The following is a 13635-nucleotide window of genomic DNA, read 5'->3' as shown; positions in this document are numbered from 1 at the left end:
TGTCACGATGCTATGTCTGCGGTCATTCCTTACTTAGCAACGGTTAATTGAACTGCGGGTTTTTCATACTTTCTAATTACACTCTCTAATTGCTGAGTAATGTTATCAGTCATTATTCCTCCATGATAACAAATAATCCTTGCCGGGTTGAGTTGCTTTATTAGTTCAACTGACTTAATAGCTTGGCCCATATCCAGGGTGAACATCGGATTAGCAATTTCAAGCTTGTTATCTTCGATAACGAGTGCATCGTTTGCGATTATAGTCCTGTCGGCAGGAATGTAAAACGATACATGTCCCCGGGTGTGACCGGGAGTATAAAGCACCACCACTTCATTTTCAATTTTATCCTGATCCTTTAATGTGATGTTGACATCGACTCGCTTTATACTTTCTAATTGACTTATAAATTTCATTGCCCAGGCCTTGTTTTCGTCAGGAAGTATGAACAGGGATTGCTCTGCCTGTTCTAGCCTTTCTGATTTTATTCTACCTGACACTGACGGTTCTTCTAGTTCACTACAATAAACCAAAAGCGACGGATTCAGATTCTTGAAGAGGGTAAGCGCACCCAAATGGTCTATATCGTCATGAGAAACTAATATTGCGTGTAAATCTTGAAGACTAACATTTAATTTACTTAACTCTGATACAAATTCAGGAAATGTTTCCTCGTACCCGCAGTCTACCAGAAAATGCTTTCCGTTTATAGTAAGCAGCGTCGGATAAATAACTATTTCGGTATCCTGTATCTGCTTCTGGACTTTGAAAGTCTGTATTCTCATAGTTAGCTAATCTTAACTGGAAATAAACTTTAGTGGCTTGCAGGCTGCAGGTTAAAAATATCTGAAAATCAAATTATGCACTATATTATGCAGTTCTATTTTTAGTTACACCTGCTTTCCTTTCAGATATTTCCCTTATCATTGCTTCCAATCCAGATAAGTCATTCTCGTTTGTTCTGAACTTAATTTCTTTAACTGTCTTGCCCTTATAAAGCATCATTTTATCGTAGCTGAATTGGAAAAGCATATCAGCTTGCCACCAGATTTCTCTTCGGGTTTTGTCCTTATCTTCTCTAATAATTTCTATTTTATCCACATGATTCAAGTCATGTTCTTCTTTAAGAAAGAAAGGCCTTAGATAGTAGAACTTAACTGCTTCTTTATCCAGATGCACCACGCAATCGTAGTAGCTAACCCACACATGCAGTATCAGTCCTGAAAAAATACCTACACCAATCGCTAATAGATTATTCTCTAATAAGTATCCCAACAGTAGAGACAGAACAACTACTTTGAGAAGCAGAGAATAAGTATTAATCGGAATACCTGTTTTTACCATTCCTTATTTTCATACTAATGCATGAACTACAGTATAAAATGAAAACCATTCAACTCAAACTGGTTATGCGTTGAGCAGTTTTCAATTAAATAAATTAAATAAATTAAACTACCTGCTCATCTAGTCTACTATCAGGCTTATACAATATAGCAAATTACTCCTTATCTTACAGCACTATTTATACTTGCAGGTTATGCCAAACATTCACCCGAAAACCACTCCTATTTACCAGACCTCAGTTTTTACTTTTGAAGACCTGAATGCGCTGGAGTCATACTTTGAGGAGCCGGGGCAGAACTATATGTACACCCGCTATGGCAACCCGAATACCGATGAACTGGCAGATGAAATAAATAAGCTGGAAGGTGGAGTAGGAGGGGTAGTCACCTCGTCGGGGATGTCGGCGATACTGGCGGCGGTGCTGGCGGTGTGCAAGGCTGGTGATCATGTGCTGTGCGCTGAGGAAATTTATGGTGGCTCTTCGGCATTGCTTAGCCAGGAACTTACTCGCATTGGCATTGAGGTGACCTATGTGCCTACTTCCGATACCTATACTTTAGATAAGTACACCAAACCCAACACGCGCCTGATGCTGGCCGAAACAATGAGCAACCCGCTGTTGCAGGTGCTCGACATTGCAAAACTGGCTCAGGAAACCAAGAAGCAAAGTATAAAATTACTGATAGACAACACATTTGCCACCCCTATACTTACCAAGCCATTGGCCTTGGGAGCAGACTTGGTAATGCACAGTGTAACTAAGTATTTGTCAGGCCACAGCGATGTAACAGCCGGGGTGGTTATATGCAGCCAGCAGGAAGATCTGCAACGGGTACAGGCTGTGGTGCGAACTTACGGTTTAAACCTTAGCCCTTTTGAGGGGTGGCTAGCAGCACGTGGCCTGAAAACACTTCGCCTGCGCATGAAGCAGCACTGCAGCAACGCCTTAGCCATAGCAAAGTTTCTGGAGCAGCACCCCAAAGTTGAGAAAGTATGGTATCCGGGTTTGGAGGCACATCCGCAGCATGAGTTAGCTGAAAAGCAAGGCGGTGGTATGTTTGGCGGGATGCTGAGCTTCAGAATAAAAGATGAGGTAGAAAGCGTTAACCGCTTTATGCAAGGGCTTAACACTATACCTTTTGCACCGTCTTTGGCAGGCGTGAGTACTTCCATTTCCTATCCACTGGGCACCTCGCACCGTTCGCTTAGCCCGGAGCAGCAGCAAAAACTAGGTATAACAACTGGCGTTATCCGCCTGTCTGTGGGTATAGAAGAGCCGGAGGAGTTGATTGCGGAGTTGGAGCAGGCTTTGGCGCAGGTGTAGTTACTGCTCCGTCAAAAGGAATTTCTATCTGGGTTTAAGACTGCAGGTGTAAACACACTCCTGCGCGCTACGCTTGCTAGCTCAAAACTCACGTTTTGGCTAGTCTGCAAGAGGGGGAATCCTCACCTAGCCCCTCCTATTGTCGAGGGGCCCTTTGCCCAAAACAGGAGGGGGATCTCGCAATACCGGGTCAAACCACCCCTTTATCCCCTCAGAGCCACGCTCGCAATCTTCGAACTCTCGTTCTCGATTGTCCAAGGCGGGGAGTTTTCGGTATACGATTACACACCCCTGCCCCTCTCGAGAGGGGAATCACCGCCATTACCAATTTATACTTGCTTGCCAGTTGCAACAGCCGCTAGCGAAGCAGTGTCCATCCCAGCCTTTGGGTTGAGCGCCTTGTAGCTGTTGCGGTGCCCGCAGGGCAGCCGAAGCAGAGCGGAGGCAGCTTCAGGTACACAGCGCGATGCGCAAAGGCGAGGCCTCCCGGCCTTGAGGGCACCAAAGCCAACCATAAAACGATTGGTTAATAAGACTGAGAATGATTGGTAGTTAAAAAGAATGGCACAGAAAGAGGGATTACACAACTCCCAATACCTTCTTCAACTGCCTCACTACCTTCTCCAACTCTTCCTCCTGTAAGCCACTGCTGCTTGGCAGGCAGAGGCCGCGGCTGAACAGTTGCTCGCTCAGGCGGTTGCCAAAGTATAAATTATTAGCGTAGAGTGGTTGCATGTGCATGGGTTTCCAGAGGGCGCGGGTTTCAATGTTCTCTTCCTCCAACTCTTTGATAATGGTTTCCGGCTTATGGCCTTCCGGTAAAAGTATGGTGGTTAGCCAGCGGTTAGAGAAGCAGCTTTTAGGCTCAGCCAAAAACTCGACGCCTTCTATGTGCTGCAGTTGGTTGCGGTAGTAATTAAAAATTTCCCGCCTTTGCTTTACCCGAACTTCCAGCACCTCCATTTGTCCACGGCCTATGCCCGCGTTAATGTTGCTGATGCGGTAATTATAACCCATTTCTGAATGCTGGTAGTATGGGGCCGGGTCTTTAGCCTGCGTAGCCAGGAAAGCGGCATGTGTGGCCAGGTTCTCATCTGATGTAACGATGGCTCCACCGGCAGATGTGGTGATGATCTTGTTTCCGCTGAAAGAGAAGATGCCCATACGCCCAAACGTACCCACCTGATGACCGCCATACCTGGAGCCAAGCGCCTCTGCCGCATCCTCCACTACCGGAATATCATATTCCTGGGCGATGGCCATGATCTCGTTCAGCTTGGCAGGCATGCCATACAAGTGCACTAAAAGTATGGCAGCTGGCTTTTTCCCGTGCTTCAGGCGGTCCTGTATGGCAGTGCGTAGGGTATCGGGGCACATGTTCCACGTGTCAGGCTCGCTTTCTATAAATACCGGGGTTGCGCCTAAGTATAAAATTGGGTTGGCAGAGGCCACAAAAGTAAATGTTGAGCAAAGTACCTCGTCGCCGGGGCCAACACCAAGCAGGCGCAGTGCCAGATGGATAGAAGAAGTGCCGGAGTTTAAAGCAACAGTAAAGCGTGCATTGGTATGCTGACAGATGTCGTGCTCGAACCCGGGCAGGTTAGGGCCGGCAGTTGTAACCCAGTTGTCTTCGATAGCTTTTTGCACGTAGTTTTTCTCATGACCACCCATTTGCGGGATAGAAAGAAAAATGCGCCCTGGCCTGTATATCATGTCATTAGGGTTATGCGGGTTACTAAATGGCGTTGCGGCTAAGTTTATTTCTGAACGGTAAGACTCAGTAAAACCGTATACTTTACCTCGCCAGTTTTTAGCCTGATCAATATAATAAAAAAGACTTTACGCAGTCAGGCCTTTTACGTAGTATCCGATATTATGCTGCAAGGGTGCGTAGTTTTAGGCCATTTTTGATAGATTGCAGTTTAAAAAAACAGTTCCTTAATTCACGATGCTTGACTTCCCGAACGCCAAAATAAACCTTGGCTTACTTGTTACCTCCAAAAGAGCCGACGGCTTTCATAATTTAGAGTCTTGCTTTTACCCTGTAAAATGGACCGATGCGCTGGAGATTTTGCCTGCGCCCAAACTACGTTTTGAGATGACCGGCCTGCCTGTGCCCGGAAATCCAGAGTCTAATTTGTGTTTGAAGGCATACCGGTTATTGCAGCGGGACTTTAACCTGCCTCCAGTGCACATGCATCTGCATAAGGTTTTACCTATGGGTGCAGGGCTGGGAGGGGGCTCAGCCGACGCCGCGTTCGCACTCAGGATACTGAACAGGATATTCGAGCTGAACCTTTCTGCGGATGCCCTTGAGGAGTATGCACGCCAGTTAGGGAGTGATTGCGCTTTCTTTATCCGGAACAGGCCGGTGGTGGCCACAGAGAAAGGGGACGTTTTTTCGCCTACGGTTGTAGACCTGAGCGGTTATACTTGTGTGATCGTGTACCCAGGCATACACATTACCACAGCCGAGGCGTATGGAAGTATAAAGGCGCAGGAACCGGAGTGCCACATCGATATACTATTAAAGCAGGATGTCAGCATCTGGAAGGATATCCTGAAAAATGACTTTGAAAAAGCACTGTTTCCAAAGTACCCTGAATTGCCCCAGATAAAAGAAAAGCTTTATGAAGCCGGTGCCGAATACGCCTCCATGACGGGTTCGGGCTCGGCGGTGTACGGTTTATTTAAGCAAGAGCCAGCCCCGTTATTCTTCCCGAACCACTACATGCTCTGGAAAGGTCTCCTGTAGTTTTTTACGGCGTCTGTCGTAGGCATCCAGTATTGGGTACACAAACACGCTCAGGAGAATAATGGCTGCCCCCAGGTAAAACCCCGTAGACATCTGCTCGTCCTCCTTAAAGATAAGAAGGGCAAGTATGATCCCGTAGATAGGCTCCAGGTTAACAGTCAGGTTCATGGTATAGGCCGTGATGCGCTGCATCAGCCTTACGGAAGCAGTATAGGCATACACCGTGCAGGCAAGTGCCAGCACCAGCAGGTATACCCAGTCCATAGAGGTTAGGCTAAAGTTCAGTGCACCGCCCTCTGCAAAGTATGAAGTATAAATCGGGAAGAAGAGTACAGTGCCCAGGCACGCGCCTGTCATCTCGTAGGTGGTGATGGTAGTGGACGGAATACGTTTTACCAGCTTGGCGTTGATAATGGTAAAAATAGATCCCATTAGTGCAGAACCTATCGCCATGCTGATGCCCAGTATGCTGTTAAACTCTGTTTCGTGCTGGAAAATGATGTATAGTCCAAAGATTACAAGTAGCGCCAGCAGCACCTCGTGTGGTTTAATTTTGGTTTTGCTGAAAAGCGGGTCTAAAAGGGCTGTCCAGAGGCTGCAGGTGGCAATGCCAACCAGCGTAATGGAAACCGAAGAAACCCTTGCCGCCGCGAAGAACAGGATCCAGTGGGCCGCTATGATGAAACCCACCCCCAGCAGCTTTAGCGCCTGCTCTCTGCCCATCCAGAAAGGCGTACCTCTTTTATAAATAAGCGCCCCAATTGCCAGCGCCGTTATGGAAGTGCGTAGCGCAACAAGCTCCACAGCAGGTATAGAGATCAGTTTGCCAAGTATGGCCGTAAAGCCCCAAAGGAAAACAATAAAGTGAAGCTCCAGAAAATCTTTTAAGCGCGGCATACTAACGAGGCACGTAACGGTACAAAACAAACCCTATCCCCGTAAACACAATCGTCGGAATCCAGGCAGCTACTGATGGCGGAATGTCGCCTACCTGGGCCAGGCTTCGGCTTGTGATCACGAATATGATGAAAATAAAAGCCAGGAAGAACCCCAGCGCGATCTGGAAACCAACCCCGCCACGCGCCTTTCGGGCACTCACGATTACCCCGATGATTGTCAGGATAATAATGGCAAACGGGTAGCTGAAGCGTTCATACTTTTCGATCAGGTATGTTTCCAGGTCATCGGCCCCGCGCGACTTTTTCTCGTTGATAAAACGGTTCAACTCCGTCAGGGTAAGTGTTTGCTCCAGCTTGTAGGTACTTTCGAAATCTTTGGGAGTCAGGTTAAGGGTTGTATCCAGGGCACCGCCTTTGTACAGTGTCTCCTTCTCGCCGTCAAAGGTGCGCAGCGTGTAACTGTCCATGTGCCACTTCTTTTTCTCATCGTCCCAGCGCACGTTGTTGGAGGTAAGCTTGCTTCTGAGCTTTGTGTCGTCGATGTTTTCGAGGGCAAAGTTATAGCCAACGTTGGCCGTGTTGTTGTAGCTCTCCATGTACACATACGTTTCCGGGGCTACTTTTACATGGATGTTGCGGGTATCATAAGTAAAGGTGCTCTTGGTATACTTTATCTGAAAGGCCACACTCTCTTTATTGGCATTTGGGATCACCCAGCCGATCAATGCAAATATTACCGCCGCTATGATGGAAGAGCCGATCAGGTATGGTACCAGCAGTCTTCTGAAGCTCACGCCGCTGCTAAGTATGGCCACGATCTCAGTATGCGATGCCAGTTTGGCCGTTACGAACACTGTGGCAATAAACACCGTGATAGGGCTCAGCATGTTGGCATAATACGGGATCAGGTTGATGTAATAATCAAAAATGATCTCACTGGCCGCCACGTTGTGCTTTATGAAATCGTCATTCTTCTCAGTGAAGTCAATCACCAGGATAACCGACACAAGTATAAGCACCACGAACACGAAAGTGGTCAGGAACTTCTTCAGTATGTATTTGTCGAGGAGCTTCAACGCTACGCTTTAATTTAGAGTTAAAAGTTGTGAGTTAAGAGTTTTGTTTGATAACAGTTAGAAGCAAGTTAGGTAAAAACAGCTTTTAACTTTAAACTCTTAACTTTTAACTGGCTCCTTAGAGCCTTGTCATCAGTTTCTTTACCATTATGTCTTTCCAGTCGCGGAAAGTTCCGTTCAGGATATGCTGACGTGCCTGCTTTACCAACCACAGGTAAAAAGTAAGGTTATGCACGCTGGCGATTTGGCCGGCCAGGTACTCTCCGCTGTGTATCAGGTGGCGCAGGTAGGCCTTGGTGTAAAACGTGCTCACGTAACCACCCAGTTCCGCATCGATCGGGGTATGGTCGTTGGCCCATTTCTGGTTTTTGATATTGATAACGCCTTGCGTGGTAAACAACATGCCGTTGCGCGCGTTGCGGGTTGGCAGCACGCAGTCAAACATATCCACGCCAAGCGCGATGTTTTCCAGGATGTTAGCCGGTGTGCCCACACCCATCAGGTAGCGTGGCTTGTCTGCCGGAAGTATGTCGCACACCAGGTCGGTCATTTCATACATCATCTCGGCTGGCTCACCCACAGATAGGCCACCAATAGCATTGCCCTCGCGGTTAAAGCTGGCAATGGTCTCGGCAGACTGTATGCGCAGGTCTTTGTAGGTGCTGCCCTGCACAATCGGGAAAAGTGTTTGGTTGTAGCCATACTTCGGCTCGGTGCTGTCGAAGCGGTCTACGCAGCGTTGCAGCCAGCGGTGCGTGCGCTCCATCGAGTACTTGGCATACGTATGGTCGCAAGGGTAGGGGGTGCACTCGTCAAACGCCATGATGATGTCGGCGCCAATGGTGCGCTGCGTATCCATCACATTCTCAGGTGTAAAGTTAAGCGTAGAGCCGTCTATGTGCGACTTAAACTTAACGCCTTCCTCTTTTATCTTCCGGGTGCCGGCCAGCGAGAAAACCTGGTAGCCACCGCTGTCGGTCAGTATAGGCCTGTCCCAGCCGTTAAACTTGTGCAAGCCGCCTGCCTGCTCCAGCACATTTAGGCCGGGCCGCAGGTATAAATGGTAAGTATTGCCAAGTATGATTTCGGCTTTTATATCGTCCTTCAGTTCACGTTGGTGCACTGCCTTTACGGTTCCGGCTGTACCAACCGGCATAAAAATAGGTGTTTCGATGGCACCGTGGTCGGTTTGTACTACACCGGCACGCGCTTTAGACTGAGGATCTTTGGCTACTAATGAAAATTGCATATCTCTGGTTTTCAGCCTTAACCATCGCGGTAAAAGGCCTGCTGTTGTAACAGCGTTTCCGCTGAAGTGCAGCATTAATTTATACTTCTAAAAGAACCCGCAAAGATACAAAGTGTAGCGCCACAAACCATACAATTTTTTTAATGCGCCTATACTTCGGAAATGGCTATTTAATGGCTATTTTTGAGGAGGTTTTAGAGAAATTGTTTAATTGCCACATGGTTAAATTGTTGATTTGCCTAAGGCGCTTAGTCTAACAATTTAACAATACTACCATTTAACCATTCACTATATTGATTACAACTGTACTACTGGTGCTGCTCGGCCTTTGTGTGTTGGTGCAGCTTTATTTTGCGTTTATCTATTTTCTGCCGCTTACCAAGCACACAGACCCGCCTGTTGTAAGCCGTCGGCCTGTTTCCGTGATTGTGGCTGCCCACAACGAGCAGGAAAACCTGTATGAGCTACTGCCCATGCTGCTGGACCAGGAGTACCCGGAATATGAGATAATTGCGGTGAACGACCGTTCTGATGATGACACAGAGTTTTACCTCTATGAACTGGAAAAGCAGTTTCACCCATGCTTCAGGGTTGTTACCATTAAAAAGACGCCGGACTACCTGAATCCTAAAAAGTACGCGATTGCATTGGGCATACGGGCTGCAAAGTATGAGCACATGCTTTTTATCGATGCCGATTGCAGGCCATGCAGCAACCATTGGATCGAAAAGATGCAGAGTGGGTACGAAAACGGGGCAGATGTGGTACTGGGTTATGCTCCTTATGCACAATTAAAAGGTTTTTTAAATCACTTGATCCGATATGAAACCTTGCTTACCGGAATTCAGTATCTGTCTCTTGCAAACCTAGGGAAACCCTATATGGGGGTAGGCAGAAACTTATCATACACTAAAGATTGTTTCTTTAAAAACAAGGGGTTTGCATCTCACATCAAAACGATGGGCGGCGACGATGATCTTTTTGTTCGTGATGCCGCCAACAATAGTAAAGTAAGCATTGTTATTGACAAGGAGGCGCAGACAGTTAGCATTCCCAAAAAGACGTTTAGGGAATGGGTTGTGCAAAAACGTAGGCATATGTCCGTCGGCGGGCGTTACAAGGCAGCTGATAGAAGAAGGATAGGAGCATTTGTAGCATCAAACGTTTTTTTTTACATCCTTTTAATTATTCTTCTTGTATTAAATAGCCATTTAGCTATATTAGGTGCGCTTATTGGCGTGCGGTATTTATCGGTGTTCCCGGTTTATATATCAGCCGCACGTAGACTCGACGAAACGGTATCCCTGCCACTGTTACCTGTGCTGGATGTAGTGTATTTCTTTACCTATGTCTTCCTTGGGGTATCTGTATTAATGTATAAACGACTCAGATGGAAGTAAACAAACAATTCTCTGCAAAGGCAAAGCATGACTTCAAACTTATACAGGCAGCTGTAGAAGAAAATGATGAAAAAGCTTATGCCGAATTGATGAGCATCTATAAAAAACCCGTTTACCATGTGGTTTTGAAAATGGTGCGCAATGCCGACGATGCAGAGGACCTGACAATAGAGGCCTTTGCCAAGGCTTTCCGTAACCTGCATAAGTTTAACCCGGAGTACGCTTTTAGTACCTGGCTATTCCGTATCGCTACGAATAACTGCATCGACTTTATCCGCAAAAACAGGATCAAGACCATGTCTATCGACTCGGCTATTAAAATTGACAACGGCGATGAGATAACGATAGACTTTAAAGACAAGAACCTGAACCCGCAGGAGGAGGCGATCAAGAATCAGAAGATCGAGATCATGCAGTATGTGGTGGCCAAGTTGCCTGAGAAGTACCAGCGCCTTGTTACGCTGCGTTACTTTAACGAGCTTAGTTACGAAGAAATAGCCACCGAGTTAAACGCACCGCTTGGCACCGTAAAAGCCCAGCTGCACCGCGCACGCGAGTTGCTGTATGACATGGTGAAGAACAAGAAGCATTTGATTTAATTGTTGATTGTTAAATTGTTGATTGTTGGTTCGCAGGACGATTTATATATTTTTACGAACAGCATTTAACAATTAACAATTAACAATCCAACAATTAAAACTACGTTAAAAGCCCCTGTTGCCCGTAAGCAGCAGGGGCTTTATACTTTTATACCAGATACCGTACTTATTTTATACTTTTGCAGCCTGCTACAGACACAGGTAGCCAGACATAAGACACAATATTTCGTTAACCCGTTACAATGCCTCGTTCCTTAACAGATAGTCTCCTTTCACGTTCAGGAAAGCTATACTTGCAGTTGCGGCTGCGCAGCAAGGAAAAAATTGAGCGGGAGCTGCATGTAAAGTATGAAGGGCAGTACCGTAACGCCGGCCTAACGCTGCTGTTTGATGTGTTTATGGCGCTGGCTGTTGTGGTACTGGTGGTTATACTTGCAGGCATTTTATACTTTGTGGTAGTATAGCCCATTCATAATTAATAATTCAAAATTCATAATTAAATATATGACCTCCATCCGCACACTTTTATCTGGGTATTTTCCGGAGCTTACCGAGGATCAGCTGCAGAAGTATGAACACATGGGTTCGCTTTACCAGGAGTGGAATCAGAAGATAAACGTGATCTCGCGCAAGGACGTGGACCAACTGGGAGTACACCACATTCTGCATTCGCTGGGTATTGCCAAGGTGGTACAGTTCCCGGAGCACACAGTGGTGATGGATGTTGGTACAGGAGGCGGCTTGCCGGGCTTGCCCTTGGCTGTGATGTTCCCGGAAGTGAAGTTTCATCTGGTGGACTCTATCGGGAAAAAGATACACGTGGTGCAGGAGATTGCCCGAGAACTGCACCTGCACAACGTAACTGCCAGCCATACCCGTGCCGAGCAGGTGCGCGACAAGTATGATTTTGTAGTGAGCCGTGCCGTAACACGTTTGGCGAACTTCTGGCCCTGGATCATGAACAGCTTTAAAAAGACCGGCCTGCCAACCGAAGGTCTGTATTATCTAAAAGGCGGTGACCTGGAGGAGGAAATAGCAGAGTCAGGATTAATCACAAAAATGTATGATCTCTCTGATTTCTTTAACGAAGAATTCTTTGAGACAAAAAAGGTGGTGTATGTACCGCTAAAAGAAAGTGGTAAAAAGAAATAAACAGGAGAGACGCTGCAATGGCGTCTCTTTTGCTATAAACCTGCTGACTGAAAGCAGCGGTATCGTTAAAGTGGAGGATTTACAGGTGTGCTGTTAAGACAAAGGTAGTGCTGGTCGCCTGTTTACTCCTCAAGTATAAACCTCAAGGCTCTTGCTTCGGAATAATAGTTGTCTTTTCTGAAGTCCTCCGCAAAGCCTACATGCCCTCCTTCATCGGGCACCTCCAGGTACAAGTATGGGTTTTGCTCGGCTTCGCGCACTGGGTAGCACATCTTGCCCAGGAAAGGGTCATTTTTGGCGTTTACTACTAGTGTAGGCACTTGTATGTTTGTCAGGAACTGCCTGGAGCTTACTTTTTTGTAATAGTCTTCTGCGCTTTTAAACCCATGCAGCGGCGCTGTAAAGCGTTCATCAAATTCCGGGAACGTCCAGAGTATGCTGTAGTCGGTCAGGTCCAGCTCATCAGGGAACATTTGTCTTTTCAATTCCAGTTTTTCGCCCAATGTCTTAAGGAAACGCTGCGTGTATATTCTGGAGATTTGCTTGGCGGAGGACTTCAGGTCTACTGGTACCGAAAAAACTACGGCTCGCTTTACCTCATGCGGCACAAATGCAGGGGACTCGCCCAAGTATTTAAGACTGATATTGCCGCCGGCACTAAACCCGATCAGGTATACTTTATCATAGTTGCCGGTAACCAGTGCATGCTTTATCACAAAGTCCAGGTCGTCGGAGGCGCCCAGGTGATAAGACCTGAGCAGCTTGTTGGGCTCGCCACTACAGCTGCGGTAGTTCCAGGCCAGGGCATCAACACCGCACCGGTTAAAAGACTTTACCATGCCCTGTATATAGGGCCGGCTGGAGTCTCCCTCTAAGCCGTGCGAAAGCACTACCAACTCATTGGAGCCAACTCTGGACCAGTCAATGTCAATGAAATCGTTGTCGGGGGTAAAAAGGCGTTCGCGTGCGTAGAGGACCCCGTCCACTTGTCGGAACAAACCGGGGATTATTGTCTGCAAGTGGCCGTTGAAAAGGTAAAAGGGTGCTCTATGTTTAGAAGGAACAATGGGCATAAACAATTATGCGTCTGGTGTTATATAGTTATATGTACGTGAAAAGCGCAAAAATAAGTTATTCTTTGCAGCTTATATATCAATATTTGTTTTCTCACGTATCATGGTTTGTAACAAATTTATATAACTATGAAAATCGCATCAAAGTTTAAAACAATAGGCATGGCACTAGCAGTTGGTTTGTTCAGCTTTGCCTGCTCACAGGAGGCCCAGAACGAAACAAACGAAGCCATTGACGAAACGCAGGCCGAAATGACTGAGGCTACAGACGAGATGAACCAGGAGTTCAATGAATTCAGTACCTGGGTAACTACCAATACAGAGCGTGCTGAAACCGTTACTGAAGCAGAGTTCCGTGAGATGCGTGCAGAGTATAATCGCCGTGCCGCAGAACTGGAAGCAGAGACCAGCACCTGGGATGATGCCACCCGCAGAGAGTGGGAGGAAACAAAAGCCGACTGGAACGCCTTTGAAAATAAAGTGCAGGCCCGTCTTGGTAAGATTGATGATGTAGATGTTGACGTAGATGTTCAGCGCGAAAGACAATAATATTATTTAGTTAACAAAATAAAACGCCCCCCAGACAGCTGTCTGGGGGGCGTTTTATTTTCGCTATGCTCGCCAGATTAGGTTTTGAAAAGCTAAAAGCATGAAATTTAACCCAATTGTTAGGAGTAAAGGCTTCTGTTGGTTAGCTTTGCAAGCCTTTGTATAGCTAAAAAAATATAGAAAGGTGCTTTGGAAATTAATTGTAAAGGGTTTAC

General features: G+C 46.6%; 14 protein-coding genes. 7 read left to right on the top strand and 7 right to left on the bottom strand.

Annotated features, from left to right (window positions below; translation table 11 throughout):
* Window positions 1-29: 29 nt before the first annotated feature.
* Window positions 30-785, bottom strand: coding sequence for an MBL fold metallo-hydrolase (locus AC4BAP_RS03635; protein ID WP_490581260.1), 756 nt, complete (start codon window positions 783-785; stop codon window positions 30-32).
* 85 nt (window positions 786-870) lie between these two features.
* On the bottom strand, window positions 871-1344 hold the full coding sequence (locus AC4BAP_RS03630; protein WP_490581259.1) for a hypothetical protein: 474 nt from the start codon (window positions 1342-1344) through the stop codon (window positions 871-873).
* Window positions 1345-1537: 193 nt separating this feature from the next.
* Here AC4BAP_RS03630 and AC4BAP_RS03625 point away from each other — a divergent pair, with 193 nt between their 5' ends.
* Window positions 1538-2668, top strand: a complete 1131-nt coding sequence (locus tag AC4BAP_RS03625) for a trans-sulfuration enzyme family protein (RefSeq protein ID WP_490581258.1) — start codon at window positions 1538-1540, stop codon at window positions 2666-2668.
* Window positions 2669-3247: 579 nt separating this feature from the next.
* Here the strand turns inward: AC4BAP_RS03625 and AC4BAP_RS03620 are convergent.
* Window positions 3248-4381, bottom strand: coding sequence for a DegT/DnrJ/EryC1/StrS family aminotransferase (locus AC4BAP_RS03620; protein ID WP_490581257.1), 1134 nt, complete (start codon window positions 4379-4381; stop codon window positions 3248-3250).
* 235 nt (window positions 4382-4616) lie between these two features.
* On the opposite strand from AC4BAP_RS03620, the gene ispE reads away from it, so the two are divergent.
* A complete protein-coding gene (ispE, locus tag AC4BAP_RS03615) occupies window positions 4617-5423 on the top strand; it encodes a 4-(cytidine 5'-diphospho)-2-C-methyl-D-erythritol kinase (protein ID WP_490581256.1) in 807 nt (268 codons plus the stop codon).
* Here the strand turns inward: ispE and AC4BAP_RS03610 are convergent.
* The 3 genes from AC4BAP_RS03610 to tgt form a co-directional block, all read right to left on the bottom strand.
* Complete coding sequence (locus AC4BAP_RS03610) at window positions 5379-6320, bottom strand: DMT family transporter (RefSeq protein WP_490581255.1); 942 nt, start codon at window positions 6318-6320, stop codon at window positions 5379-5381. The genes ispE and AC4BAP_RS03610 overlap by 45 nt on opposite strands.
* 1 nt (window position 6321) lies before the next feature.
* Window positions 6322-7398 (bottom strand): LptF/LptG family permease, encoded by a 1077-nt coding sequence (locus tag AC4BAP_RS03605; RefSeq protein WP_490581254.1) that lies wholly within the window; start codon window positions 7396-7398, stop codon window positions 6322-6324.
* A gap of 118 nt (window positions 7399-7516) precedes the next feature.
* On the bottom strand, window positions 7517-8647 hold the full coding sequence (gene tgt, locus AC4BAP_RS03600; RefSeq protein WP_490581253.1) for a tRNA guanosine(34) transglycosylase Tgt: 1131 nt from the start codon (window positions 8645-8647) through the stop codon (window positions 7517-7519).
* Between the two features lie 293 nt (window positions 8648-8940).
* Here tgt and AC4BAP_RS03595 point away from each other — a divergent pair, with 293 nt between their 5' ends.
* The 4 genes from AC4BAP_RS03595 to rsmG all read left to right on the top strand — a co-directional run bounded on the left by AC4BAP_RS03595 (window position 8941) and on the right by rsmG (window position 11798).
* Entirely contained in the window at window positions 8941-10047 is a 1107-nt protein-coding gene (locus AC4BAP_RS03595; RefSeq protein ID WP_490581252.1) for a glycosyltransferase, read from the top strand.
* Window positions 10038-10646: an RNA polymerase sigma factor gene (locus AC4BAP_RS03590; RefSeq protein WP_007659731.1), complete on the top strand. Its 609-nt coding sequence runs from the start codon at window positions 10038-10040 to the stop codon at window positions 10644-10646. The genes AC4BAP_RS03595 and AC4BAP_RS03590 overlap by 10 nt, the downstream gene beginning before the upstream one ends.
* Before the next feature lie 242 nt (window positions 10647-10888).
* Entirely contained in the window at window positions 10889-11110 is a 222-nt protein-coding gene (locus AC4BAP_RS03585) for a hypothetical protein (protein WP_490581251.1), read from the top strand.
* 40 nt (window positions 11111-11150) lie between these two features.
* Window positions 11151-11798, top strand: a complete 648-nt coding sequence (gene rsmG, locus AC4BAP_RS03580) for a 16S rRNA (guanine(527)-N(7))-methyltransferase RsmG (RefSeq protein WP_490581250.1) — start codon at window positions 11151-11153, stop codon at window positions 11796-11798.
* A gap of 122 nt (window positions 11799-11920) precedes the next feature.
* On the opposite strand, the gene AC4BAP_RS03575 is transcribed toward rsmG, so the two are convergent.
* Window positions 11921-12817 (bottom strand): YheT family hydrolase, encoded by an 897-nt coding sequence (locus AC4BAP_RS03575; RefSeq protein WP_490581249.1) that lies wholly within the window; start codon window positions 12815-12817, stop codon window positions 11921-11923.
* A gap of 183 nt (window positions 12818-13000) precedes the next feature.
* On the opposite strand from AC4BAP_RS03575, the gene AC4BAP_RS03570 reads away from it, so the two are divergent.
* Window positions 13001-13420, top strand: coding sequence for a hypothetical protein (locus AC4BAP_RS03570; protein WP_490581248.1), 420 nt, complete (start codon window positions 13001-13003; stop codon window positions 13418-13420).
* Window positions 13421-13635 lie beyond the last annotated feature (215 nt).

It is taken from the genome of Pontibacter sp. GD7, from assembly GCF_058216375.1.
Note: the sequence above shows the minus strand (reverse complement) of the source record. Positions and strands in the feature narration are given on the sequence as shown.